Genomic DNA, 26,261 nt, shown 5'->3' with positions numbered 1-26,261 from the left:
AAAGCCCCTATTTTAAAGGGGCTTATTTTTATGACTTGTCTTTAATAAAAATCCTTCGAATATAGCTGTTAAGCGGTGTCGAATAATATTTTTCAATAGCAGCGCTAATGATGAAAGTCAGGACCAAATAGCCAATTAAAAGCATAATTTTGATGCTAGCGTCGGTTTGAGCTGGAATAAACGCAACCTTTATAAGGCCTAGTACTACCAGATGGAACAGATAAGTCTCATAACTTCGTTGCCCCAACCAGACCATCACTTTGGTAAATAGGTTATGCGCCTGTGTTTCGGAAGGATCCTGAAAACACAAAATCAGTAAGCCTGTGGCAAGAGCAAATAAGCTAATACCCCATGTGCTGACTTCTTTAATTGGCGCATATAAATATAGCGCGCTCATGCTCAAAATAAGCAACCAAGAAAAAGGTTTTTTATAAGTCCAGTTTGGTCGATATGTATGAGAAAAAATCGCCGTTAAACAGCCAATCGCTATGCCATCAAAACTCGAAAAATAATGATATAAATAAGCGCCGCTTTCTTCTCCAAAATGCAGAGATCTAAAATAAGGCCCGTATAAAATGACTCCAATGAGCACAGCAATAAAGACCTTATTACTTCGCGTGAACAGGCACAATAATGGAAAAACAAAGTAAAAAACTTCTTCTACAGAGAGCGACCACAACACGCCCAAAGCATAGTTTACCCAACCGAATTTAATAATCAGGATATTCATCCAGAAGGTTAAAGCTGCAAATATGGTTAAGGGATAAGAGACCTCAATGCCATTGGGTGCTTGGTTCATAAAGGGTTTTAAGTCAAATGAACCAAGTATGCTTACACCTAAAATGAGTAATATCAGACACGGCAAAATACGCGCTGCCCGTCGGATATAAAAATGCTTGAGGTTAATTGCGGAAAATTGTTTGTCTCGTTTTAAAGTGTGATGGGTAATTAAAAAACCCGAAATCACAAAAAACATGGTGACGCCATAATTTCCGTTTCTTGCGATGACTGTGCTAAATGCTTCACCTAAAAAATCAAAACCTAACCATGTATCTTTAAGTTTATAAGGAATATTAAAATGATGTAAAAGAACCAACAGGATAGACATTCCACGCAGAATATCTATTTTATAATTACGCATTCGATGTGCTTCCAGCTTTATTAATATACTGTGTGGCAGAAGAATACTATCGATCAGTTATTTTAAATAAAAATTTTAAGCATCATTTCGTAAACCAGAAAAGACCATATTTTTGCTTCTTTGAATTGAGCCAAGGCATAGCAGAAATAATTATTAAATAAATATTTATAAAGCCTTTATATATTTGAATTTCTCTACATAAAACTTTAAATTAGCTCTTGTCGAGCTATGTTTATTTTTTAAACTTTTTAAAATCTATTTAATTCATCAATTAACATGTTGTATGTGGTTGTATATACATAGCATGTCAAATAAAATACTGTTTTGCCTGCCGCCTTTTTGAGTATTTGTTATGCCCAGAACATCAAAACAAGAACATGCTGAGCTTTCGATTGAAGCTGATAGTCCAGTTCCTTTATATCAACGCGTAAAACAACTGATTTCACAAAAAATTTATGAAGGTTCATGGGCTGTAAATAAAAAAATTCCTTCGGAAAGTGAGTTGGTCAATCAACTTGGCTGTAGCCGTATGACGGTAAACCGTGCGCTTCGTGAATTAACGACTGAAGGGTTGTTGGTTCGAATTCAAGGCGTTGGTTCGTTCGTTGCTGAAGGGCAAGGCCGAACTGCACTTTTTCAAATTAATAATATTGCCGATGAGATTATTGCACGAAACCATAAGCACCACGCTGAAGTTTTAGTCTTAGAACAAATTTATGCAAATGCAGAGCAAAGCGTGTTAATGCAGACTCGCGAAGGGCAAAGATTATTTCACTCGATTATTGTGCATTATGAAAATGATGTACCTGTTCAGGTCGAAGATCGTTTGGTTGATGCAGCGCTTATTCCAGATTATCTACAACAAGATTTTAAAACCATTACGCCTAATGCTTACCTCATGGCGAAAGCACCTGTGTCAGAGGGTGAACATATTGTTGAGGCAGTTTTAGCATCACCGCAAGAGTGTAAATGGTTGAAGATTACCAAAGCTGAACCATGCTTACTGATCCGTCGCCGTACATGGTCAAACAAACAACTCATTTCAAGTGCGCGTTTGATTTATCCGGGTAGCCGCTATTATCTCGAAGGGAAATTTAACCCATGATTGAATTGATCAGGGCCGATCAATATACAAAAATGCTTTGGAAAAACGGTGCGGGCTTTACTTTAGAGATTGCGCGAAGCCAAGGTGAGGCTGACTTTGAGTGGCGCATTTCGATGGCTGATGTGACCACTTCTGGGCCATTTTCCTTGTTCCCAAATAAGCAGCGAATTATTACTGTACTTGATGGACAGGGCATGGTATTGCATGTCGATGATCTTCCTGCCAAAACGCTGAACCAAGGCGATATTTTTGCTTTTCATGGTGAGAGTCAGGTTCAAAGTGAACTGGTCGACGGTGCAATTCGAGATTTAAATTTAATTTATGACCCTGCAAAGTTTCATGCTCGTTTTCAGTGGTTGAATGATGCAGCGGAGCAGGCATTTATTAGCTCGGCAGACCTGATTTTTATTTTTAATCAGGGTGGTGAAACACAAGTAAATGTGGATGATCATTCCGTTCAGCTTGCTGCTCACGAGACGCTAAAAATTGGGAAAAACGCTGGCGTGACATCAATCAGTTTTCCCAAAAAACAACTCAAAAGCTGCTATGTCATTGAGTTAATTCAACGATAAAAAGACATCATTTACGACTTAAAAAGCACATGTCGATTTAAAAGATATGTGCTTTTTTTATGCCTAATATAAAAATAAATTAATTTAATTCATAAGCTTATTCAATTTTTTTAAAAAAATATGGATCACCCTCTTCACGCCGAAAAATATTTGTGTAGTATATGGATGTATATACAAGTTAATACATTACTATACAAATGCAGAGACAAGTGATGTTCTGCTGATGTAAGCTCAAAGGAAGGAGTCCGACTGTGACAACAACGACAACAAAATTTCGTGATGTAGAAATTCGTGCACCACGCGGCACTGAATTAACGGCTAAGAGTTGGTTAACTGAAGCCCCATTACGTATGTTGATGAATAACCTTGATCCGGACGTTGCAGAAAACCCGAAAGAGTTAGTTGTATACGGCGGTATTGGTCGTGCAGCACGAAACTGGGAATGTTTCGACAAAATTGTAGATACGTTAAAAAATCTTGAAACTGACGAAACTTTATTGGTTCAATCAGGCAAACCAGTAGGTGTATTTAAAACTCATAAAGATGCACCACGCGTTTTAATTGCAAACTCAAACCTTGTACCGCACTGGGCAAACTGGGAACACTTCAACGAGTTAGACGCAAAAGCACTTGCAATGTACGGTCAAATGACAGCAGGTTCATGGATCTACATTGGTAGCCAAGGCATTGTACAAGGTACTTATGAAACTTTCGTTGAGGCAGGCCGCCAACACTACAACGGTGATTTAAAAGGTCGTTGGGTTCTTACCGCTGGTTTAGGTGGTATGGGTGGCGCTCAGCCTCTAGCTGCAACACTTGCAGGTGCGTGTTCTTTAAATATTGAATGCCAACAAGCAAGTATCGATTTCCGTTTACGTACCCGTTATGTAGACGAACAAGCGACTGATTTAGACGACGCTTTAGCGCGTATTGACCGCTATACAAAAGAAGGTAAAGCAATTTCAATTGCGCTTCATGGTAACGCTGCTGAAATTTTACCTGAGCTTGTTCGCCGTGGTGTACGTCCAGACATGGTGACTGACCAAACAAGTGCACACGATCCACTCAATGGCTACTTACCAGTAGGTTGGACTTGGGATGAATACCGTGAACGTGCGAAAACTGAACCGGAAGCTGTTGTAAAAGCTGCAAAACAGTCGATGGCGAAACACGTACAAGCGATGCTCGATTTCCAAAAAATGGGTGTTCCAACATTTGACTATGGTAATAACATCCGTCAAATGGCGAAAGATGAAGGCGTAGCAAACGCTTTTGATTTCCCAGGCTTCGTACCTGCTTACATCCGTCCATTGTTCTGCCGTGGTATTGGTCCATTCCGTTGGGCAGCGCTTTCTGGTGACCCAGAAGACATTTATAAAACAGATGCCAAAGTTAAAGAATTAATTCCTGATGATGAACATTTACATCACTGGTTAGACATGGCTCGTGAACGCATTAGCTTCCAAGGCTTACCAGCGCGTATTTGCTGGGTTGGTTTAGGCTTACGTGCAAAACTTGGTTTGGCATTTAACGAAATGGTTCGTAGCGGTGAATTGTCTGCACCAGTTGTGATTGGTCGTGACCACTTAGACTCAGGTTCGGTTGCAAGTCCAAACCGTGAAACTGAAGCAATGCAAGACGGTTCAGACGCAGTATCAGACTGGCCTTTATTAAATGCGTTGCTCAATACAGCAGGCGGCGCAACTTGGGTGTCTTTACATCACGGTGGTGGTGTAGGTATGGGCTTCTCTCAACACTCAGGCGTTGTGATTGTGTGTGATGGTACAGATGAAGCTGCTGCACGTATTGCTCGCGTACTGACCAATGACCCTGCAACAGGTGTTATGCGTCATGCCGATGCAGGTTATGAAATTGCGATTAACTGTGCGAAAGAGCAAGGCTTACACTTGCCAATGATCACGCAATAAAAATACATGGAAGAACTAGCGGTGCTTTTTGCAATTGTGAAAAGCACCGTCTCAGCAGAATATAGTGCAAAAAATTAGGAAGCCAACATGGAATTACTTATCCAACCGGGAAAATTGACCTTAGCCGATTTACGTCAAGCGTACCTTAACCCGATCAAAGTTAAATTGGATGAAAGTGCTTCATCTGCAATTGATGCAAGCGTGGCTTGTGTTGAGAAAATTGTAAATGAAGGGCGTACAGCTTACGGTATTAACACGGGCTTTGGCTTACTCGCGTCAACCAAAATCGCTCCTGAAGATTTAGAAAAGTTACAACGTTCATTGGTTCTTTCGCATGCAGCAGGTGTAGGTGAAGCACTTGATGATGCAATGGTTCGTTTAATTATTCTATTGAAAGCAAATAGCTTGGCGCGTGGCTTCTCTGGTATTCGTCGTAAAGTAATTGATGCTTTGTTGGCTTTAATTAATGCCGAAGTTTACCCACACATTCCACTAAAAGGTTCAGTAGGTGCTTCAGGTGACTTGGCACCACTTGCACACATGTCTTTAGTGTTACTTGGTGAAGGTAAGGCGCGTTATAAGGGTGAATGGTTACCAGCCGTTGAAGCTTTAAAAGTTGCAGGTTTAGAACCTATTTCTTTAGCTGCTAAAGAAGGTTTGGCACTTTTAAACGGTACACAAGTGTCAACTGCTTATGCATTACGTGGCTTGTTTGAAGCTGAAGACTTGTTTGCTGCTGCAACGGTTTGTGGTGGCTTAAGTGTTGAAGCAATGTTGGGTTCACGTGCCCCATTCGATGCTCGTATTCACGAAGTACGTGGCCAACGTGGTCAAATTGATGTAGCTGCGGCTTATCGTGACTTATTGACGGATTCGAGTGAAATTGCACATTCACATGAAGACTGTAGCAAAGTTCAAGACCCGTACTCTTTACGTTGCCAACCACAGGTGATGGGTGCATGTTTGACGCAAATCCGTCAGGCTGCTGAAGTATTAGAAATTGAAGCAAATGCTGTATCGGATAACCCGCTTGTTTTTGCTGAACAAGGTGACGTGATTTCTGGTGGTAATTTCCATGCAGAACCTGTTGCAATGGCGGCAGATAATTTAGCATTGGCGATCGCTGAAATTGGCTCACTGTCAGAACGTCGTATTTCGATGATGATGGACCGCCACATGTCACAACTTCCACCATTCTTGGTTGCAAATGGCGGTGTTAACTCAGGCTTTATGATTGCACAAGTGACAGCTGCTGCACTTGCGAGCGATAATAAGGCATTAGCACATCCTGCAAGTGTTGATAGTTTACCAACTTCTGCCAATCAGGAAGACCACGTATCGATGGCTCCGAATGCCGGTAAGCGTCTTTGGTACATGGCTGACAACGTTCGTGGCATTTTAGCTGTTGAATGGTTAGGCGCTTGTCAGGGTTTAGACTTCCGTGAAGGTTTAAAAAGCTCGCCTAAACTTGAACAAGCTCGTAAAATCTTGCGCGATCAAGTTCCTTACTACAGCGAAGATCGTTTCTTTGCTCCGGATATCGAACAAGCTAGCGAATTGCTTGCGAGTGGTTGCCTAAACAAGTTACTCATTCCAAAACTGCTCCCTAGTTTATCTGAAGTGTGATTGATAAAACGGTCACATGGAGTGGCCGAATCCAACTAAATTTCCTCAAGGATTGGAGATTAAAATGTCACAAAACTCCACACTACAGCGGGGTTTGAACACCCGCCATATTCGTTTCTTGGCATTGGGCTCAGCAATTGGAACTGGGCTTTTCTATGGTTCGGCAACTGCCATCAAAATGGCAGGGCCTTCAGTATTACTTGCGTATATCGTTGCAGGGATTGCAATTTATATCGTTATGCGCGCACTGGGTGAAATGGCTGTCCATAACCCTGTCTCTGGCTCATTCAGCCACTATGCATCTCAGTACATTGGTCCATTGGCAGGTTTTACGACTGGGTGGACTTACGTTTTTGAGATGGTGATTGTTGCAATTGCCGATGTCACTGCGTTTGGTATTTATATGGGGTTCTGGTATCCCGATGTACCACGGTGGATCTGGATTTTGTCTCTCATCATGTTCCTAGGTGCAATTAACCTTATTCATGTAAAAGTCTTTGGTGAACTCGAATTTTGGCTTTCAATTGTCAAAGTCAGTGCCATTGTTGCCATGATTATCGGTGGTTTAGGCCTTATGTTTTATGGCTTCCATGTTGATCACAGCAATGTTGTACCGGGGCTTCAAAACCTATGGATTTATGATGGTTTCATGCCGCATGGTATTGCAGGTTTAGTGGCATGTTTATCTGTAGTCGTGTTTGCCTTTGGTGGTATCGAAATTATTGGTTTAACCGCAGGTGAGTCACAAGACCCGAAAACCACCTTACCAAAAGCAATTAATGCTGTTCCAGTCCGTATTTTACTGTTCTATGTACTCACTATTTTTGTACTGATGTCGATTTTCCCATGGAACCAGATTGGTAGCCAAGGTAGCCCGTTTGTACAAATTTTTGAAAACTTAGGCATTAAATCTGCTGCAAATATTTTAAACGTTGTAGTGGTAACCGCTGCAATTTCAGCAATTAACAGTGATGTATTTGGTGCAGGCCGTATGTTGTACGGTATGGCAAATCGTGGTCAAGCACCGCAAGTGTTCAAGAAACTTTCACGTAATGGTGTGCCTTGGATGACTGTTGTGGTTATGGCTGGCGTGCTGTTAATTGGTGTGGTACTGAACTACCTGATTCCTGAAAATGTATTTGTCATCATTGCATCAATTGCAACGTTTGCAACAGTTTGGGTATGGCTCATGATCTTGCTTTCGCAAGTGGCGATGCGCCGTAAATTATCTACTGCTGAAATTAAGGCACTGGATTTCCCTGTATTCGGCTGGCCATATGCACCTGCTTTTGCAATCGGGTTTATGGTGTTCATTTTAGTGATGATGGGCTACTTCCCAGACTCGCGTCCTGCAATTTATGTAGGTGCGGCATGGCTTGCTCTGTTAACCATTGCGTATCGCATTTGGGTAAAGCCGGAGCAAAGCTTGGGAAAGGAAAGTAAGCCTGTCCAGCAAAACATAGAAATGGAAAGCTAACAAATCAACTGCCCAATGGTTTTACTGTTGGGCAGTTTCGAGGATAGGCTAATGAAAAAACTTTGGCAGAACTGCCATATTGCGACCATGCAAAATGGGCAATATTCTTATATCGAAGATGCTGCAATTGTTACCGAAGGGCATCTCATCCATTGGATTGGAAAACAACAACTTCCTGCCGACACTTACTCCGAAACAGTTGACTTAAATGGCGCTTGGGTAACCCCAGGTTTCATCGACTGTCATACGCATAGTGTATTTGGTGGTAACCGTAGCGTTGAGTTTGAAAAGCGCTTACAAGGCGTAAGTTATGCTGAAATTGCTGCAAGTGGTGGCGGTATTGCCAGTACAGTACGCGCAACGCGAGAAGCCAGCGAAGAACAATTACTGAAATCAGCCCTAAAACGTATTCGTTGCATGCAACAAGATGGTGTAACGACCATCGAAATTAAGTCTGGCTACGGACTCAACTACGAAAACGAGCGCAAAATGCTGCGTGTGATCCGTCAAATTGGTGAAGCTTTACCGATGACGGTCAAAAGTACCTGTTTGGCTGCCCATGCGTTACCGCCAGAGTATAAAGACCAAAGCGATGCTTATATCGAGCATATTTGTACAGAAATGCTGCCTAAACTACATGCTGAAGGTTTAGTCGATGCAGTAGATGCGTTTTGCGAGCATTTAGCCTTTTCACCTGCTCAGGTTGAACGTGTTTTTAAAACGGCACAATCATTGGGTCTACCCGTTAAGCTTCATGCAGAGCAGCTTTCATCGCTAGGTGGCTCAAGTTTGGCAGCACGTTATCATGCATTGTCGGCTGACCATTTAGAGTACATGACCGAAGATGATGTCAAAGCTATGGCAGAGTCGGGTACGGTTGCTGTGTTACTACCGGGCGCCTTTTATTTATTGCGTGAAACACAATACCCACCAATTGAAAGCCTGATTAAACATGGTGTGCGTATTGCGCTATCGAGTGATTTAAATCCGGGTACATCTCCAGCACTTTCTGTACGTTTAATGCTAAACATGGGCAGTACGCTCTTCCGTTTAACCCCAGAGCAAGCCTTAGCTGGTGTCACCATTCATGCTGCCCAAGCGCTCGGTTTAGAGCAAACGCACGGTAGTTTGGAGCAGGGTAAAGTCGCTGACTTTGTGGCTTGGGATATTGAGCATCCATCTGAAATTGTTTACTGGCTGGGCGGAGATTTGCCTAAGCGAGTCGTTCAGCATGGACAAGAAGTTATTTTTTAAACGGTGTCACATGAATCACACATTTAAATGGCAAGGCCGACATGATGGCGAGGGTGAAGCACATCAACGTATTCACCATATTATGAATAAAACCCAACATGCCGAATTTGCCCTGATTGGTTTTAGTTCTGATGAAGGTGTGAAGCGTAACAAAGGCCGAGTTGGTGCTGCCGATGCGCCAGATGCGATTCGTATACAACTGGCTAACTTACCAGTTCATCGCCCAGTGAGTCTGGTCGATTTAGGTACAGTGACCTGCGAATATGGCAATTTAGAGCAAGCCCAAACCGAGTTGGCTGAGCAAGTCGCAACTAGCCTACAAAATGGTTTAAAACCGATTGTATTGGGCGGTGGACACGAAGTCGCATTTGGTAGCTTTAGCGGTCTGTTCCAATATGTACAAGCCCACGCACCAGATAAAAAAATAGGCATTATTAATTTCGATGCCCATTTTGATTTGCGTGAAGCTGAGCATGCCACCTCTGGAACACCATTTTTACAGGCAGCGCGACTTTCAGAACAGCATCAAAAACAATTTAATTATTTATGTATTGGGGTTGCCAACCATGCCAATACTAAAGTTTTGTTTGATACAGCCGATGCGCTGAATTGTTCATATTTACGCGATCATGAGGTTAATATTTTTAACCTACCAAACGTGCTTGCAGCGGTTGATGCTTTTATTGAAAAAGTAGACTGTTTGTACGTTACGATTGATTTAGATGTCTTCGCGGCTGCGGTTGCACCGGGGGTCAGTGCACCAGCTGTAAAAGGAATTGATTTAGCCACTTTCGAAGCAATTTTTAAGCATATTCAAGAGACTGGCAAAATCAAACTTTTGGATATTGCCGAGTGCAATCCAAAATTTGATTTAGACAATCGAACAGCAAAACTGGCTGCGTATATTGTTTATCAATATTTGTTTTCTTGAGAAACAATTTTTAATGTAGAAATTCAAAAGTGCACTGAGATTGCTCATGTGCACTTTTTTTTGACTTTCTGGTAAATTAAAGTCAGATTCAGAATATAGATAGCAACTATAAATAATTTAATTAGAAAGAAAATTAATTTATAAAATCATTGAGTTAAAAAATACTCGATTTTTACACCATTTTATAGGCTGCTTGGCACGTAATTTGTTTTGTCTATATTTTAAACTTCGTTAAATATGTTTGGATAATTAAATGAAAAACAGAACCTTACATTTTGCTTGTATCAGTATTTTATTTTGGATGTCTCATTCTTCTAATGCTACACCCCCCGAAATAAATACAAATACCACCGAAAAATCACAAGCTAAACAAAACAGTAATGTCTCTGTTCGGGTGAAAGCTTTAAATCAGCTTTTACAAGAACAATGGGAATATACTTTGAAAAATAATCCTGAGACTGCAACGACATTAGGCGATTTACGCTACAACGATCGATGGACCGAGTCTTCAAAAAATCAGATTGAGAAAGATAAAAAAACTACTCAAAATTTTTTAAAACGTTTTGAAGCAATCGATAGCACAGGATTTTCAGCAACAGATCAATTAAATAAAGATTTAATGATTTATCAGTTAAAAGAGACACTTAAAAATTATGATTTGAAACTCTATGAGATGCCTTTCAATCAAATGTGGGGCCTACATTTACAATTTCCGGGATTTATTAGTTCGATTCCATTTAATAATACTAAACAATATCAAGACTATATTGCTCGTTTAAAACAAATTCCTCTTATTCTTGATCAAGGTATTCAGTTAGCGAAACAAGGACAAAAAGATGGTTTGATGCCACCGAAATATTTAATTGAAAAAGTGGTAAAGCAGATTAATAGCATTGCAGCTCCAGCAGGGAAAGACAGTGTATTTGCTTCTCCATTAAAGCAATTTCCAAACAATATTTCGAAAGCAGAACAAGAGCGTTTAAGCCGCGAAATCCTACAGGCCATAGATCAGAATGTTCGGCCTGCTTATCAAAAACTTGGAACATTTATTCAGAAAGATTACTTACCTCATGGCCGACAACACGAGGGTATTTGGAGCTTGCCAAACGGTGACGAGCTTTATCGTTTTTATGTAGAAAATAATACGACCACACTAGAGAGCCCTGAAAATATTCATCAGCTCGGATTGAAAGAAGTTGCGCGTGTAGAAGCGGAAATGCTGAAAATTGCTAAAGCACAAGGTTTCAATGACTTAAAAAGTTTCCAACAATCCTTAAAAACAAATCCCGCTGTTTTCCCAAAATCTCGTGAAGAAATTTTAGAGATTTATCGCGGATATATTGCCCAAATGCAACCGGAGTTACCGAAGTTATTTGGTTTATTACCTAAAAATAAAGTCGAAGTTTTACCTGTAGAGCAATATCGAGAAAAAGAAGCGGCAGGAGCGGAGTATCACCAAGGCACGCCTGATGGTTCACGCCCCGGACAAGTCTATGTAAATACTGGAGACTTCTCTGAACGTTCAAAAATATCCATGGAAGCGACTGCTTACCATGAGGCCATTCCCGGCCACCATATGCAGATTGATATTGCCCAAAACTTGCCAAATTTGCCGATGTTCCGAAAGCAGCCGAATCATACTGCCTATATAGAAGGATGGGCGCTTTATGCAGAGCAACTGGGTAAAGACGTTGGTTTCTATAAAGATCCACTTTCAGACTATGGACGACTCTCGAGTGAGTTGTTCCGTGCTTGTCGTTTAGTGGTGGACACTGGCGTACATTATAAAAAATGGACCCGTCAGCAAATGATTGATTTTATGCGCGAACACTCAGCTTTAGATGAACCTGATATTCAGGCAGAGGCAGACCGCTATATTGCTATTCCTGCCCAAGCATTGGCATACAAAATGGGCCAACTCAAAATTTTAGAGCTACGGGAGCTTGCGAAACAGGAGCTTGGAGATCGTTTTGATATCAAAGCGTTCCATGACATGATCTTAAATGCAGGAACACTGCCTTTAAATATACTCGATGCCCGTATTAAAAATTGGATAAAAGAACAAAAAGCGGCAGCTTAAAATAAAATCCGAAATTTAGGTCAGGTCCTCGTTGGGCCTGATTTAAAAAGATATAAAAAACATAATATAATAATGAAAAATATACTTTTGAAATTAGAAATGGAAAAAACCTTAAAACAATATCAAGCGATTATTTTTGATTTAGATGGCACTTTAGTCGATTCCTTTCATTTTTTTCTAAACGTTTTAAATCAACTTTCCGCAAAGTATAAGTTTAAAACGGTAAGCCTTCACGAAGTTGAGTACTACAAACAACTTACGCCTAGAGAAATTATGAAAGAGATGAATGTTTCTCGGTGGAAACTGCCTTGGATTGCGAAAGACTTTATTCGGTTAATGAAAGAAAGAGATGAGGAAATTCATTTGTTTGAAGGTATGCGTGACCACCTAATTGAACTGCATAAGCAGGGATATACGCTCGCAATTATTACCTCGAACTCCAAAGAAAACTGTCAAAATGTACTGGGTAAAGAACTCTGTGAGCTTTTTAGCCATATTGATGGTGGCTCGTCTATATTTGGCAAAGCGAAGCGAATAAAGCGTGTTCTCAACATTTTGGACGTCAGTAAGAACCATGCCATTTATGTTGGCGACCAAACCACGGATGGCGAAGCTGCACATAAAGCAGGTATTGATTTTGCAGCGGTAGGTTGGGGATATACATCGGCTGAAAAATTAAAAACTATTCAGCCCAAAATCGTGCTCACAGACTTGGCAACCATGAAAGAATTTTTCTAAATACATGAAATACAGGACTAACCATGAATAATAATAACAACCCGATTGGGATGATTGACTCTGGTTTAGGCGGGTTGTCTCTCTTTAAGCATATTCGGGAGGCTCTTCCAAATGAAGACATTATCTATTTCGCCGACTCGAAATATGTCCCTTATGGAGACAGAGAAAGCGACTGGATTGTTTCACGAACCACGCATTTAATTTCAAACTTAGTTGCTCAGGGTAAATGCAAAGCGATCGTGATTGCTTGTAACACCATGACGGCCGTAGCGGTTGAAACGATTAGAGCGCAAATTAATGTGCCGCTTATTGCGATAGAACCAGCGGTAAAACCCGCGGTAGCCATGACCATGAGCAAGCATATTGCTGTTTTGGCAACGGCAACCACTGTGAAGGGCAAAAACTTAAAAAGTTTAATTGAAACGTATGCGCAAGATATTAAAGTGTCTTTGGTACCGTGTATTGGTTTGGCTGAAAAAATTGAAACGGGCAAAGCACATACCGCCGAGGTTAAAGATTATTTAAAAAATATTTTGGCGCCGTTGGTCGAGCAAAAAGTCGATACGATTATTTTAGGATGCACACACTATCCATTTGTCTCACACACTATTCAGGAAATTGTAGGCTCTGATATTCAAATTATTGAGCCTTCGGAAGCTGTAACAGCGCAATTAATTCGGCAGCTCAATCAATATCATTTAAATTCTGAAAGTCCAAATGAGGGAAATCATATTATTTGGACCAGTTCAGACCCGTTGGAAGTTGCAGACGTGACTTTTTCTTTATTAGGTAAGCATTTACCTGTAGAAACTACTGGTTTTTAAAGCCAAGAAAAACGCCTAGTCCCATAAAAATGAGTCCACCCATCACTGACATAGATTTTTGGGGTTTCTTTGATTTAGTTAATTTTTGACTGATGTAATTGGCTAAAAACACACAAACAATATCAGCAGAAACAAAGATTAGATTCACAATCAGCCCCAGAATGATGAATTGAGACCAAACTGGAAAATCTAATGAGGTATTAATAAATTGAGGTAAAAATGCGATATAAAAAATAGCGGTTTTAGGGTTTAAAACTTCGACCAGAATGCTCTGCTTTAAAGATAATTGACCATTTTCAACATTTTGCTGAAGAGTCGGGGACGAGGTAGATCTAATTAATTTAATGCCTAACCAAACTAAATACAAAGCGCCTAAAATCTTAATAATATCATAGAGTTTTGGAATGATTTGAAAGATGGTCGTTAAGCCTAAAGAGGCTGCAATGATATGAAAACAACCTCCTAAGAAAATTCCAAATGCTGCCATCAAACCAGATTTTCTGCCGCGAGAAAGCGTCTGTGCAGCCGTATAAAGCATTGCCGGACCCGGAATATAAGCAAAAATAATTGTAGTAATTAAAAATGTAATGAAAAGCTCTAAAGAAATCATGTTTTACCTATCTTATTGTTACTATTTTTGAGTAAATTTTAAACAATTTAAAGTATATGAAATTTATAAGTATTTCAATTTTATAATCAGATTTACTTCTACAAAACCCAAAATCATCCAAAGAATGATTTTAAATTCTTTGGATGATTGAAAATAAGCTTATTTAGGTTTTGGAGTCACTGCTAATTAAGCACTTTTAAGTTCCCAGCGCTGTTTTTGGTCATCAGATCGTTGACTAATACCTACAGATGAACCCCAGAGATGTGTCAGTACAGCATCTGGTTGGCCTTCTACAAAGATATAACCATCTTCAAATGCCCATTTAGTTTGGTACTGGCGACCCGCGCCTTGCAAGAAAACACCGCCACTGTGCCAATTAACTGGTTTTAATTCTTTACCATTGGTACTGTTTAACGCTGTTTGCAGTTGTTCAAAAGACTCATTTGATTTTAAGCTTACCTTTAAAATCTTTTTGACCGTATCCATATTTTTTTCATTCGTATGTAAATCTAGCGTTTTTCTAAGCTCTAGAAGGACTTTTACGGCTTCTTTTTTAAGGTCTTGAGTATTTTCATATTCTTTATATGCTTTTCCATGAAGCTCCGCCATGCTCTCTTTCTTCATATTTTTTAGTAGAGCATCGATATTGTCATGGCGTAAATGCAATCGGAACTCTGATCTTGTAGTCCAATCTTTTTGATCCAAGACATCTAATTGCACCGCGGCAAGAATAATTTTATAGAGTTGTTCATTCTGCTGCGCGAAAGGACTGTCAGGTAAATCTTTAAGTTCAGGAATATTTAAAAACAGCCAAGGAGAGCGTGCATATTCATCGAATTTTTGTTCGATGCGACGAATTGACTCATGAGCGAGTACGGCATTTAAATATTCATTCAGCTTAGTCTCATCTAGTTTACCAATAAGCTCCGATTTAATATTTTCTTCGCCGTTACTATGAATAAATGTCTCTAATAAACCAACAATATCAAGACAATCACTGGTTTTTAAGTGGGCAAGTGTTTCTTCATCTTGCTTTGGTAAAAGATTAAGGAAATGTTCTAAATCGTTATCTAATAATTTATATGTAATCGCATCTGTTTCAACACGAGCACCGAGAGCCCAACTAGAGCGAATATCAGTCACTTTGTTATAAAGCATATTCACTCTACGACCCCAGCCGTCTGCGTGACTGTCAAAATACCAAATCTCTTCGTCTATGTTTTTAACTTTGTCATGTACTGTAAATAGTCGGTCATTTGTATGCGAGTAAGCTATCTTACCCGTTTCTCCAAGTGAACTTACACCATCTTGTAAACCATGGGTTTGTCCACCGTATGCGCTTGCGATACACGCACCTGTTTCTTTGTTAACGATTCTAAAGTTTCCACCTGGAAATCCATTAGACATGATAAGTCACTCCTTATAATTAGAAAGTTTTTGTAGTAGTCGAAATTTATAGTTATTAGGCAAATTTCGAAGCGTGATTTATATCATGATTTTTCATGTAAAAAGACAAGTGTTTTTGTTGGTTTTTGTATATAACACTTTGATTTAATTATATTTATTAGAATGTCTTAATAAAGGCCAGAGACTATGCTTTAGAGCTTTATAAATTCAATAAAGCTATAGCGGAATAAATTTTAGAAAAGATGCTAGAAGTGCTCGCTTATCGAATTATGGAGTAGGGCGCTCTATAAGATGTTTTATCCCTAGATATTTTTCATTTTAGACATATTTATATAAACTATTAAATTAGAATTAACGATTAGTCTATTTTATTAACTAAATATATATAACCCAGGTTTATATTTTAAATTTAATTAAAAGCTATAAATATAAAATAAGGGTTAATATTATTTAAACATTAATTAAATTATTATATTTAAACTTTTTCATTAAAATAAATTGACGTAATTAAAATCACCGATTATTATCTCGTTGCTGGCCTACATTGCCAGCCGGTTTTGACAGACCGAGTCTAGCGTATGGGTTATACTTCCTCAGTATTTCCCTTGTGGAACCTTTGTGCCCCCTTTTTCTCTATGGTAGGGCGGAAGGGGGACGCGTACGCGCGTGCTGATCGCTAGACCAGTCTGTCAACCCTCTTTCGTTCTACCACCCTAAATTAATTCGCGGTGATTTGGTGGTAGAACTCCATTTTTAAGGAGTTGGCCATGCCATTATTCAAACTCGTTTTCTCTCTCCGTTAATAGTTTTATTTATTTAAAATTTGGGTTTTTTGCGACCTGATTTTTTAAATTTATAAATTATTTCTATTTTAAAATTTTAATTATTTTATTTTCCTATATTTGTGGGAGGATTAATTATTATTTAAAAATTATTTTAATATTTATTCGAATTATATTCTTTCTTTATTTAAATTTATAAATAATCATGAGAATAATATGAAACTTCATAAATTTATATTGGTTTTAAACCTTATGGTCGGTGCTTACAGTATTACCAATGATGATGCCAATGCTCAGCAGGAATTTAAAAGAATTTGTTCACCCCAAACCGTACAACGTTTAAAACACACCAGTTTGCAAAGTCCTGTTCTCCCACAGGACTTTGCCCCTAACTTTTTCAGCAGCATTCAACGCTGCGATAAAACTGAAATGGGCTAAGTTCGCTTAGCTCCTTTATCTCTGTGTCGCAATGATCTCTCAAACTTTAAATCAGCGCAAAAGTAAAAAGTCTGTTGTGGCACGGGGGCCTAGGGGAGAGTTTCCTAATCTTTTCTTCAATTTTTGCTTTTTATCAATTAATAAGGTTTAACTTCAGAATCACATAATACTTCTTGATCAGTATTGATCAATTGGCTTTGCATCCAAGAATCTTTTTTTCCCTCATACAACTCCAATGTATAAGTAAGCTTTTCCCTATCAAGCATCGATATTTTATAAAACCTTAATCTCCAATTATCAATTGGGTATTTATCTACACTTAAGTCTTTACATTTACTAATATTCACAAGATATTGAAATGAGCAAACAATAGAGCTTTTTGAATATTCCTTACAATAATTCCAATATCCATTTTCACCTTTTGGATAAATATGGTGATTATTTATCCATGATTGCTTTTGATCAGAAGAGATTTCTTTATTATTTATATATAAGGAACGTTCAACAGAATTTGAATATTTGAACTCCGAAGTACAAATGGAACCCTTTAAGTAACAAGAAGTATTTGCACTATATAATTGATAAATAACGTATATAACACATAATCCAATAATAACTAATGCAATACGTTTCATTATTTTGCTCTTGGTGCTGGAGTGCATGCAGGGTAGTAAACTTTATTAAAAAATGAAAAATCAATTCCTCTTTGCATGTAAACATATTTACCTTTACTCGCAAATACTCCATCTATTCTTGTATCTATATTTCTTAAATTTTTTCCTAAATAACTATGCCATCAAGCACATCTGTTTCATTAAAATTCCAATTGTAAACATGTCTTTCAAAATTATAGGCACACCTCTTTTGGGCAGCTTGCAAAGTATACCGCGGCCTTCCATTTTGTATTTGTTTTATATGAATCCTTTGAATCCGGCAATAAAAAAGCCCGATATGCAGTAATGCAGATCGGGCTTAATCAATCAGTTATTAAAGCAGGTGATGCCTTAATAATGATCTTTTTGAATTACTCTACAGTTACTGACTTCGCCAAGTTACGTGGCTGGTCAACGTCTGTACCACGTAATACAGCAACGTGATAAGACAACAACTGAACTGGTACGCTATAAATGATTGGAGCAAGCCATTCGTTTACTGCTGGAATTTGTACAACGTGTTGACGATCTTTTTCGACTACGCCGCTATTTTCATCAGCGAAAACAAATAATTCACCGCCACGTGCCTGAACTTCTTCCATATTCGACTTAAGCTTATCAAGCATTTCGTCGTTTGGCGCAAGAATCACGATTGGCATTTCAGTATCAACAAGTGCCAATGGGCCGTGCTTTAACTCACCAGCCGCGTAACCTTCTGCGTGAATATATGAAATTTCTTTAAGCTTTAATGCACCTTCCAAAGCGATTGGATAGTGTGTGCCACGGCCTAAGAATAAGCAGTGTTGTTTTTCAACGAACAATTCTGATAAACGTAAAATTTCAGAATCTTGCTTAAGCGTATCAAGAATGACTTTCGGGCTGTGCCACAATTCACGAGCAATCTCTTCAATCATGACATTGCTAATACGCTGTTTTACTTGTCCAATTTTTAGAACGAGTAGCATAAGCGCAGCAAGCTGAGTCGTGAACGCTTTCGTTGATGCAACACCAATTTCAGGCCCAGCAAGGGTCAATAAGTGGTGATCAGTTTCACGAACCATTGAAGACGTAGCAACGTTACAGATAGTCAAAGTTTGAATATCGATATTGTTTGCTTTCGCACGTTTTTGAGTTTCACGTAATGCAGCTAAAGTATCAGCTGTTTCACCTGATTGAGAAATACAGATATAAAGCGTATTTTCAACAATCACAGGTGTGCGATAGCGGAATTCACTTGCGATTTCAACTTGGCAAGGCACGCCAATCAGTTGTTCAAACCAATACTTCGCGATCATGCCTGAGTGATAACTTGTACCACATGCAATAATCTGTACGCTTTGAATTTTGCTGAAATCTGCCTCAGCATCTTGCAAGAAATCTTCGCGTAAGCTGTTGCCATCAAGTGCTTGAGAAATCGTTTGTTTGATTGCTTCTGGTTGCTCATAAATTTCTTTGAGCATGTAGTGCTTGTATTCACCTTTTGAAGCATTGCTTACTGTTGCGTCAAGCTCTTTCACTGGACGTTCAACAGGTTGACCGTTTGCAAATACTTCAATTGAAGTACGAGTCAGGCGAGCAATATCACCTTCTTCTAAATACATAAAACGGTTAGTTACAGGTAACAATGCAAGTTGGTCTGAACTAATAAAGTTTTCACCAATACCTACACCAATTACGAGTGGTGAACCTTCGCGTACAGTGATTAACTCATCTGGGTAATCGCTATGGATAATACCCAGTGCGTATGCACCTTTAAGCTGAGGAACAACCGATTCTACTGCTTCAAGTAAGCTGTCTGTGCTTTTTAGTGCTTCTGCAACTAAGTGAGCGACAACTTCTGTATCTGTTTGAGAGGTAAATACATATCCTAAAGCTTGAAGGTCATCTTTAAGCTCTTGATAGTTTTCGATAATACCGTTGTGAACGACTGCCACTTTACCCGACATGTGCGGGTGAGCATTATTTTCAGTTGGTTTACCGTGAGTTGCCCAACGTGTATGAGCAATACCAACTACCCCAGTGAGCTGGTGTTCAGCAACAGCATCGGCAAGATTAATCACCTTACCTACACGACGCTCACGTAAAACTTCTTCATTATTCAGTACAGCAACGCCCGCTGAATCATAACCGCGATATTCAAGACGTTTTAAACCTTCGATTAAAATCTCGGTTACACAACGTTCTGCAACGCCTCCGACGATACCACACATAATTCAATCCTCTTATTTTTTAACCTTTTGGGGACGTTGATAATTTGCCTTAGAAATTTGTTGAGCACGTTCAAAGGAGAGACTTTGTTCAGCTACATCTTTCGTAATCACAGAACCCGCACCGACTGTTGCTCCATTTCCAATAGTCACAGGCGCAACCAGCGAGCTATTAGAACCGATAAAGACTGCATCGCCAATAGTGGTTTTGTGTTTATTTGCACCATCATAATTGCAGGTAATTGTACCTGCCCCAATATTTGAGTCAGCACCGATCTCGGCATCACCTAAGTAAGTGAAATGATTGGCTTTACTGCCAAGACCAATGGTTGTATTTTTGACTTCAACAAAGTTACCAATGTGGACTTCGTTTGCCAATTTAGCACCTGGGCGTAAGCGTGCAAATGGACCAATTTGGGTGTTTTCACCCACAATTGCACCATCAAAAACGCTATAAGCTTGAACTTTGGTTCCTGCGGCAATTTTTGTATTTTTCAAAATACAACCAGCGCCGATTTCTACAAAGTCACCGAGTTCACAGTCACCTTCAATAATGACATTTACGTCAATACGAACATCGTGTCCAACTTTCACAGAACCGCGTAAATCAAAACGGGCAGGGTCGGCAAAAGTTACGCCTTGTTGCATGAGTTCTTTTGCTTGCTGTTGCTGAAAATCACGCTCAAGTGCTGCAAGTTGTAAGCGGTCATTCACCCCTTCAACTTCAAAAGCAAGTTCTGGCTGAATAGAGGCAATTTCTAAGCCATCTGCAACCGCCATCGCAACGATGTCAGTTAAATAGTATTCGCCTTGCGCGTTTTCATTAGAAAGCTTAGGCAACCATTCATGAAGTTTTGCGTTGCTTACACAGTAAATACCTGTGTTGATTTCTTGAATTTGGCGCTGAGCATCAGTTGCGTCTTTATGTTCAACAATCGCTTGAATTTTTCCGTCTTGGCGAACAATACGGCCATAACCTGTTGGGTTATCGACATGTAAAGTAATCATGCCAATACCAGTTTTACTTGATACTTCAACAAGTTGCTCTAGCGTTGTTTGACGGACTAAAGGAACATCACCGTATAAAATTAATGAAATACCGTCTTTAGGAAGTACCGGTAAAGTCATTTGTACCGCATGACCTGTACCTAATTGTTCTGCTTGCTCAACCCATTGAATGTTTTCTTGTGCAAACGTCTGTTTTACGTGATCGCCGCCATGTCCATAAATGGTAATGATATTTTCTGCTAATAGTTGTTTTGCTGTCTTAATAACATGTCCTAGTAGCGGGCGACCAGCTAAAGGCTGTAGTACTTTAGGTAGTTGTGAACGCATTCGCGTTCCTTTGCCTGCAGCAAGGATAATGACGGTAGTTGACATGAGTAAACCTACTTAAATGGCGTTACGCCCCAGAAAGTAATAAATATGATGATACAGAGTGCCGCCCAAAGCCCTGCAATGATGTCATCCAGCATAATTCCGAAGCCACCAGCAACTTTCTGGTCGGCAACACGGATTGGCCAAGGTTTCCAAACATCAAACAGGCGGAATAAGCAAAAACCAATTAGTGCCCATTGTAACGACATTATATTAAAAAATATTAAAGGCAGAAGAGTAATTGATTGTCCTGCAAATTCATCCCAAACAATTCGCCCATCATCATGAACATCAAGGACTTTTGCCGTTTGACCACAAATATAAATACCCACCAAGGACATGATGAGAATAGCGATTAAACTTAAGTTAAATCCGAGAGATAACCAGATAGGAATGAAAAGTAAGGCAAAAGCAGAGCCAAAAGTACCGGGTGCTTTAGGAGCGAGACCAGATCCAAAACCAACCCCACAGAAAACGATGCAGCGGTTGAACCAAGACATGTTCTTAAAATGAATCGGCGGTTTATGCAAAGTGTTGGTATCCATGAATGTGCAATGGGTAATCTGAACCCAAATGCTCAAAAGTTAGTTTTGTTTGTTCAACGATCTGTCCAATCATTGTAATCTTAACGTCCAGTTGTTTTTGCAAAAGTTTTTCATAATTTTGCGGTGTTATTGTAAAACATAATTCGTAGTCATCACCACCTGCAAGCGCATACTGCCAACGTTGTTGTTCTTCGAGTTGTTGTAATACAGGATCAACAGGTAATTTTTTCAAGACGAGTCGAGCTCCAACCTTGGATGCTTTTAAAATATGTCCTAAATCTTGAGCTAAGCCATCTGAAACATCAATCATGCTAGAGGCAAGGCCTTTTAGCTCTTGTCCAAGCTGACAGCGTGGTGTCGGATAGTCGAGTCTTTGTTGCAGCGGATGGCCTAAGTGCTGTAAACCATAGGCTGCATCGCCCACCTGACCGCTCACACACACATAATCACCGACTTTTGCGCCTGAACGTAACACGGCTTTTCCGGCTTCTATCCAGCCCATTGCGGTAACGGTAATGGTGAGATGTGGACCTTGGGTGGTATCTCCACCAATTAAGGCAACACCAAATTGATTACAACAGTCATAGATTCCCTGACTAAACCCTTCAAGCCACTCATGGTCAACTTGAGGCAAGCTGATTGCTAGTAAAATACTGTGCGGTTTGGCACCCATTGCAGCAATATCTGAAAGATTTACAGCAACACTTTTCCAGCCAATTGCATGAGGTGAGGTTTCAAGAGGGAAATGACGTCCAGCAACAAGTGTATCTGCACAGATCACCAATTGTTGATTTGGAGGGGGAGTAATTAAGGCTGAGTCATCACCAATACCAAGCGCGACATCGGAGTTTGACTGCCGATTAAAGTACTGGTCAATAATTGAAAACTCAGCCATAGAACACCAAGCCTATTAGTTTGCTTGTTGTTTTTCTGCGCTACGCAGTGTCGAACTTAGGCGGTCTAATACACCATTGATGTATTTATGACTGTCTGCTCCGCCAAAATGCTTAGCGAGTTCGATAGCTTCATCAAGTACCACACGGTATGGGATTTCTAAATGATCACGTAACTCGTAAGCACCTAAACGTAAAGTCGCGAGCTCTACACCATCAAGCGCGTCAATTTCACGGTCAAGTACCGGAATAAGTAACGCATCAAGCTCTTCGTGCTGTGCAATCACTTGTGTTAGCAGTTCGTGATAATAGCTTAAGTCGACCTTGTGCATTGCATTTTCAGCACGGGTACGTGCTTCAATTTCATGTACAGGGTTGTGACTCATTTGCCACTCGTAAATACCTTGTACAGCAAAACGACGTGCTTTGCGTTTTGCTGCGTAAGCGGCTTGCAGTGTTTGAGACATGCTTTAAATTGCCTTTAATAAATTAACCATTTCAATTGCAGTTAAAGCAGCTTCGCTACCTTTGTTTCCTGCTTTTGTACCTGAGCGTTCGATTGCTTGCTCGATGCTGTCAGTAGTTAATACACCATTGATAACAGGCAAGCTGCTTTCTAACGCAACTACACCTAAACCTTTTGCACATTCACCCGCAACAAAGTCAAAGTGAGGTGTGCTGCCACGGATCACTGCGCCAAGAGCAATGATGGCATCAAACTGGTTTGATGTAGCTAATTTTTTAGCAACGATCGGGAGTTCCCATGCGCCAGGAGCGTGAATAACAGTAATGTTATCTTCATTTACGCCGTGACGTTTTAATGTGTCGATCGCGCCTTCCAATAAGTGTTCAACAACAAAGCTGTTGAAACGACCCACTAAAATCGCATAACGACCTTCACTTGCGAGATGTAATAAACCTTCAATACGGCGAATTGCCATAGCAACCTCGATTATTTCGTTGTGATTTGATCAGCAGTGACATATTCCACTACTTCTAAATTAAAGCCAGATAAGGCATTGAAACGTAATGGTGAGCTAAGAAGCTTCATTTTTTCAACACCTAAATCACGCAAAATTTGAGCACCTACACCAATAGTTTGATATTGATGTGAAAGTGCTGCATTGGATTTCACCGGTTTTGGCTTGTTTAAATCATCCAACGCTGGTCCCAAGTCTTGCAAATGGTCTTGTCCGATCCAGACTAAAACACCGCGATCACTCGCTGCAATCGTCTGTAGTGCACGGTCAAGATTCCAAGCAGGTTCGCCGTCAGCCTTATTCAGCTTAAGCAAATCACGAATTGGGCTGAAACCATGTACACGTACCGTTGTAACACCTTCTTTAGGCTCGCCTTTCACTAAAGCCAAATGAATGTCTGGGTTACCAATCTCACGATAGCGATAGAGCTCAAATGAACCGTATTCTGTTTGAATCGTTTTTTGATCCAAACGTTCTACAGTCTGCTCATTCGTCATACGGTAGTGAATTAAGTCGGCAATTGTACCAATTTTTAGGCCATGCTTCTCAGCAAAAATTTCTAAATCTGCACGACGTGCCATTGTGCCATCTTCATTGATGATTTCACAAATGACAGAAGCTGGTTCAAGACCTGCTAAACGTGCCAAATCACAACCCGCTTCGGTATGACCTGCGCGGTGTAATACACCACCTGGTTGTGCCATGAGTGGGAAAATATGACCTGGTTGTACGATATCGCTTGGTTTAGCATGCGCTGCAACAGCAGCTTGAATGGTATGTGCACGCTCTGCTGCCGAAATACCCGTGGTAATACCTTCAGCAGCTTCAATAGATAACGTAAAGTTAGTGCTATGCTGAGCGCCGTTCTGGTCAACCATGAGTGGAAGATTCAACTGCTTACAGCGTTCACGGCTTAAGGTCAGGCACACTAGACCACGTGCATGGGTAATCATGAAGTTAATATCTTCAGGACGAACATGCGTTGCTGCGATGACAAGATCACCTTCATTTTCGCGATCTTCGTCATCCATCAAGATAACCATTTTGCCTGCACGAATATCGGCGACAAGATCTTCAACACGACTCAGCGGCATTCGCTTTCACCTTTTTTTGTCGTAAGACAATTTCTATTGAATAAATTTCGCATAGTTTACGCTGTTTATAGAATTTTGCCTATGATTCTGATTTATCCAAATTTACCACCCAACATAATAGATCTGGATTTATTTATCTGAATAAATCATAAGAAAATAAAATTATTTAAACTAAATACCATGAATTTAAATAAAAAAAACCTAGCCAAAAGGCTAGGTTTAAATGCGCACAAAGACTTTTTAAGAAGCTGCACTACTTGGGCTGTCATTTTGTGGGATTGATTTTTTACCCATCAAAATTTCAGTTCGAATATTTTGTGCAAGCTCTGCACATTCAGCGTTCATGCCATTAATCATAAATGCATGACGAGTCATGATATTACTTGGGTTTGGCATTGCAACAAGCTGATAGCTGTCTTGAATAGCTTTAAGCTGATCATTCTCAAGATAAAGCGCAGACTCTTTCGCATGAAGATGTTGTGCTAAACGCTGAGCGGCTTCTTTCGCATCAATCTGCATTGCTTCTACAGCATGACACACCGCACTGCGGGTTTGCAGCGCAAAACGTTTATCTTCACGGTAACGTTTATATAAAACGTCTGACAGTAATTGGAAAACTGTACCTACCATAAGTAAGCATTCTACAGCGTGCGGATGTGAAGTTGAGATTGCGAGTGTTGCGCCTTCTGCATGAAACTCATCTACCACCTCAATATCAGTCGCCTTTAAATGATAATGCTTTGTGCATAGCTCGATACTTTTATTTAAGAAGAGCTGACAAAGTTTAAAATAAGGAACAGAAACAGACTGGTTAACGCTACTTAATAACTGTTTTGGGTCATAAAACTGAATATTAAGTGCCAAGGTATCTTGGTTTGTAGCTTCTGTGCTTTTTTCTGGTTGTGGGCGAACCAGTGGTTTCGCTTTAGCTTGCTGCTGAGCTTGAGCAACCAAGGTTACTGTATTTTGTTTTTCAAGCGCGAGAGCCTGTGTTAACTCTTGAATTTCATGTTTTAAACGATTTTCTTCGTTAATACGGGCTAAGTATTCGCTACGGGTTGGACGAGCGATAGCACGGTAAGCAAGCCATAATAAAACATGTAGGAACAGTGAAGCTAAAATCGCAAGCCATTGGGTACGAAGAATTTCCCCAATACTTGGTTGAATAAGCGTAATTTCAATAGAACCGACTTTCTTCTCGTTTTGAAGAGCATCACGAACAAAAATTTCACCTTCGCGAGTTTTTGACATGCCGCTTGTTGCCAAGACTTGTTTATTGGCATCAAGAATACGAATAGATGCCACACTTGGATTGGTCGCATAGCGATTGGCAATAAGCGCCAAAGATACCGTATTGGCAGGCTCAAGCTCAGATAAGCTGTCTGCTACGAGTTGACTGGTCATGAGCTGACCTTGACTCGCACGGTTTTCATTGAGCTGGTGTGTTGTTGCAATCACCAATAAAAAGGTATGCAATGCAAAACTAATGATCAGTAGGCTAGCAAATAGCCCTTGTCTAGGCGCAATCAAGTTAAACTTCCAAGGCAATTATATTGAAATTCGATTATGATTCTTACAATAGTTGTCACTCAGACTAGA

General features: G+C 39.9%; 22 protein-coding genes and 1 pseudogene. 11 read left to right on the top strand and 12 right to left on the bottom strand.

Features of this window, described 5'->3' with window-relative positions; translation table 11 throughout:
- Positions 1–28: 28 nt before the first annotated feature.
- Positions 29–1,141 carry an acyltransferase family protein gene (locus tag AC1PJ9_RS05775; protein WP_311087291.1) on the bottom strand — a complete coding sequence of 371 codons (1,113 nt, stop codon included), beginning with the start codon at positions 1,139–1,141 and terminating at the stop codon, positions 29–31.
- A gap of 352 nt (positions 1,142–1,493) precedes the next feature.
- Between AC1PJ9_RS05775 and hutC the strand changes: the two genes are divergently transcribed.
- The 10 genes from hutC to murI all read left to right on the top strand — a co-directional run bounded on the left by hutC (position 1,494) and on the right by murI (position 13,676).
- Positions 1,494–2,246, top strand: coding sequence for a histidine utilization repressor (gene hutC / locus AC1PJ9_RS05770; protein WP_005066641.1), 753 nt, complete (start codon positions 1,494–1,496; stop codon positions 2,244–2,246).
- Positions 2,243–2,818 carry a HutD/Ves family protein gene (locus AC1PJ9_RS05765; protein ID WP_311087290.1) on the top strand — a complete coding sequence of 192 codons (576 nt, stop codon included), beginning with the start codon at positions 2,243–2,245 and terminating at the stop codon, positions 2,816–2,818. Before hutC ends, AC1PJ9_RS05765 begins: the two co-directional genes overlap by 4 nt.
- Positions 2,819–3,069: 251 nt before the next feature.
- Positions 3,070–4,746, top strand: coding sequence for a urocanate hydratase (gene hutU, locus AC1PJ9_RS05760; RefSeq protein ID WP_002054061.1), 1,677 nt, complete (start codon positions 3,070–3,072; stop codon positions 4,744–4,746).
- 87 nt (positions 4,747–4,833) lie between these two features.
- A complete protein-coding gene (gene hutH, locus AC1PJ9_RS05755) occupies positions 4,834–6,372 on the top strand; it encodes a histidine ammonia-lyase (RefSeq protein WP_004704779.1) in 1,539 nt (512 codons plus the stop codon).
- A 64-nt stretch (positions 6,373–6,436) separates the two neighbouring features.
- Positions 6,437–7,849, top strand: coding sequence for an amino acid permease (locus AC1PJ9_RS05750; protein WP_263614874.1), 1,413 nt, complete (start codon positions 6,437–6,439; stop codon positions 7,847–7,849).
- A gap of 51 nt (positions 7,850–7,900) precedes the next feature.
- Positions 7,901–9,103: an imidazolonepropionase gene (gene hutI, locus AC1PJ9_RS05745; protein ID WP_311087289.1), complete on the top strand. Its 1,203-nt coding sequence runs from the start codon at positions 7,901–7,903 to the stop codon at positions 9,101–9,103.
- Between the two features lie 10 nt (positions 9,104–9,113).
- Entirely contained in the window at positions 9,114–10,034 is a 921-nt protein-coding gene (gene hutG, locus AC1PJ9_RS05740) for a formimidoylglutamase (RefSeq protein ID WP_311087288.1), read from the top strand.
- A 253-nt stretch (positions 10,035–10,287) separates the two neighbouring features.
- Positions 10,288–12,114 (top strand): DUF885 domain-containing protein, encoded by a 1,827-nt coding sequence (locus AC1PJ9_RS05735; RefSeq protein ID WP_311087287.1) that lies wholly within the window; start codon positions 10,288–10,290, stop codon positions 12,112–12,114.
- Positions 12,115–12,213: 99 nt separating this feature from the next.
- Entirely contained in the window at positions 12,214–12,852 is a 639-nt protein-coding gene (locus AC1PJ9_RS05730; protein ID WP_311087286.1) for an HAD family hydrolase, read from the top strand.
- 23 nt (positions 12,853–12,875) lie between these two features.
- A complete protein-coding gene (murI, locus tag AC1PJ9_RS05725) occupies positions 12,876–13,676 on the top strand; it encodes a glutamate racemase (RefSeq protein WP_311087285.1) in 801 nt (266 codons plus the stop codon).
- On the opposite strand, the gene AC1PJ9_RS05720 is transcribed toward murI, so the two are convergent.
- Both AC1PJ9_RS05720 and AC1PJ9_RS05715 read right to left on the bottom strand, forming a co-directional pair.
- Positions 13,663–14,286 carry a LysE family translocator gene (locus AC1PJ9_RS05720; RefSeq protein WP_311087284.1) on the bottom strand — a complete coding sequence of 208 codons (624 nt, stop codon included), beginning with the start codon at positions 14,284–14,286 and terminating at the stop codon, positions 13,663–13,665. The genes murI and AC1PJ9_RS05720 overlap by 14 nt on opposite strands.
- A gap of 186 nt (positions 14,287–14,472) precedes the next feature.
- Entirely contained in the window at positions 14,473–15,693 is a 1,221-nt protein-coding gene (locus AC1PJ9_RS05715; RefSeq protein WP_311087283.1) for a hypothetical protein, read from the bottom strand.
- 998 nt (positions 15,694–16,691) lie between these two features.
- Between AC1PJ9_RS05715 and AC1PJ9_RS05710 the strand changes: the two are divergent.
- Positions 16,692–16,923 (top strand): annotated as a pseudogene (locus AC1PJ9_RS05710) (hypothetical protein).
- Positions 16,924–17,050: 127 nt separating this feature from the next.
- Here the strand turns inward: AC1PJ9_RS05710 and AC1PJ9_RS05705 are convergent.
- The 9 genes from AC1PJ9_RS05705 to AC1PJ9_RS05665 all read right to left on the bottom strand — a co-directional run bounded on the left by AC1PJ9_RS05705 (position 17,051) and on the right by AC1PJ9_RS05665 (position 26,210).
- The gene (locus tag AC1PJ9_RS05705) at positions 17,051–17,548 is read right to left on the bottom strand and encodes a hypothetical protein (protein ID WP_077168815.1); all 498 of its coding nucleotides are present in this window, start codon (positions 17,546–17,548) and stop codon (positions 17,051–17,053) included.
- 389 nt (positions 17,549–17,937) lie between these two features.
- The gene (glmS, locus tag AC1PJ9_RS05700; RefSeq protein ID WP_199999757.1) at positions 17,938–19,776 is read right to left on the bottom strand and encodes a glutamine--fructose-6-phosphate transaminase (isomerizing); all 1,839 of its coding nucleotides are present in this window, start codon (positions 19,774–19,776) and stop codon (positions 17,938–17,940) included.
- Positions 19,777–19,788: 12 nt separating this feature from the next.
- Complete coding sequence (glmU, locus tag AC1PJ9_RS05695) at positions 19,789–21,153, bottom strand: bifunctional UDP-N-acetylglucosamine diphosphorylase/glucosamine-1-phosphate N-acetyltransferase GlmU (protein ID WP_019458576.1); 1,365 nt, start codon at positions 21,151–21,153, stop codon at positions 19,789–19,791.
- A gap of 8 nt (positions 21,154–21,161) precedes the next feature.
- The gene (locus AC1PJ9_RS05690; protein ID WP_199999755.1) at positions 21,162–21,695 is read right to left on the bottom strand and encodes a phosphatidylglycerophosphatase A family protein; all 534 of its coding nucleotides are present in this window, start codon (positions 21,693–21,695) and stop codon (positions 21,162–21,164) included.
- Positions 21,673–22,590, bottom strand: coding sequence for a thiamine-phosphate kinase (thiL, locus tag AC1PJ9_RS05685; RefSeq protein ID WP_311087282.1), 918 nt, complete (start codon positions 22,588–22,590; stop codon positions 21,673–21,675). Before thiL ends, AC1PJ9_RS05690 begins: the two co-directional genes overlap by 23 nt.
- Before the next feature lie 15 nt (positions 22,591–22,605).
- Positions 22,606–23,055 (bottom strand): transcription antitermination factor NusB, encoded by a 450-nt coding sequence (gene nusB, locus AC1PJ9_RS05680; RefSeq protein ID WP_108679740.1) that lies wholly within the window; start codon positions 23,053–23,055, stop codon positions 22,606–22,608.
- Positions 23,056–23,058: 3 nt separating this feature from the next.
- Positions 23,059–23,529 carry a 6,7-dimethyl-8-ribityllumazine synthase gene (gene ribH / locus AC1PJ9_RS05675; RefSeq protein WP_001007829.1) on the bottom strand — a complete coding sequence of 157 codons (471 nt, stop codon included), beginning with the start codon at positions 23,527–23,529 and terminating at the stop codon, positions 23,059–23,061.
- Positions 23,530–23,540: 11 nt separating this feature from the next.
- Positions 23,541–24,662, bottom strand: a complete 1,122-nt coding sequence (ribBA, locus tag AC1PJ9_RS05670) for a bifunctional 3,4-dihydroxy-2-butanone-4-phosphate synthase/GTP cyclohydrolase II (RefSeq protein WP_200027009.1) — start codon at positions 24,660–24,662, stop codon at positions 23,541–23,543.
- Between the two features lie 240 nt (positions 24,663–24,902).
- Positions 24,903–26,210, bottom strand: a complete 1,308-nt coding sequence (locus tag AC1PJ9_RS05665) for a hypothetical protein (RefSeq protein WP_311087281.1) — start codon at positions 26,208–26,210, stop codon at positions 24,903–24,905.
- Positions 26,211–26,261 lie beyond the last annotated feature (51 nt).

The sequence above is a fragment of the Acinetobacter sp. 70_2 genome (assembly GCF_056736115.1).
Note: the sequence above shows the minus strand (reverse complement) of the source record. Positions and strands in the feature narration are given on the sequence as shown.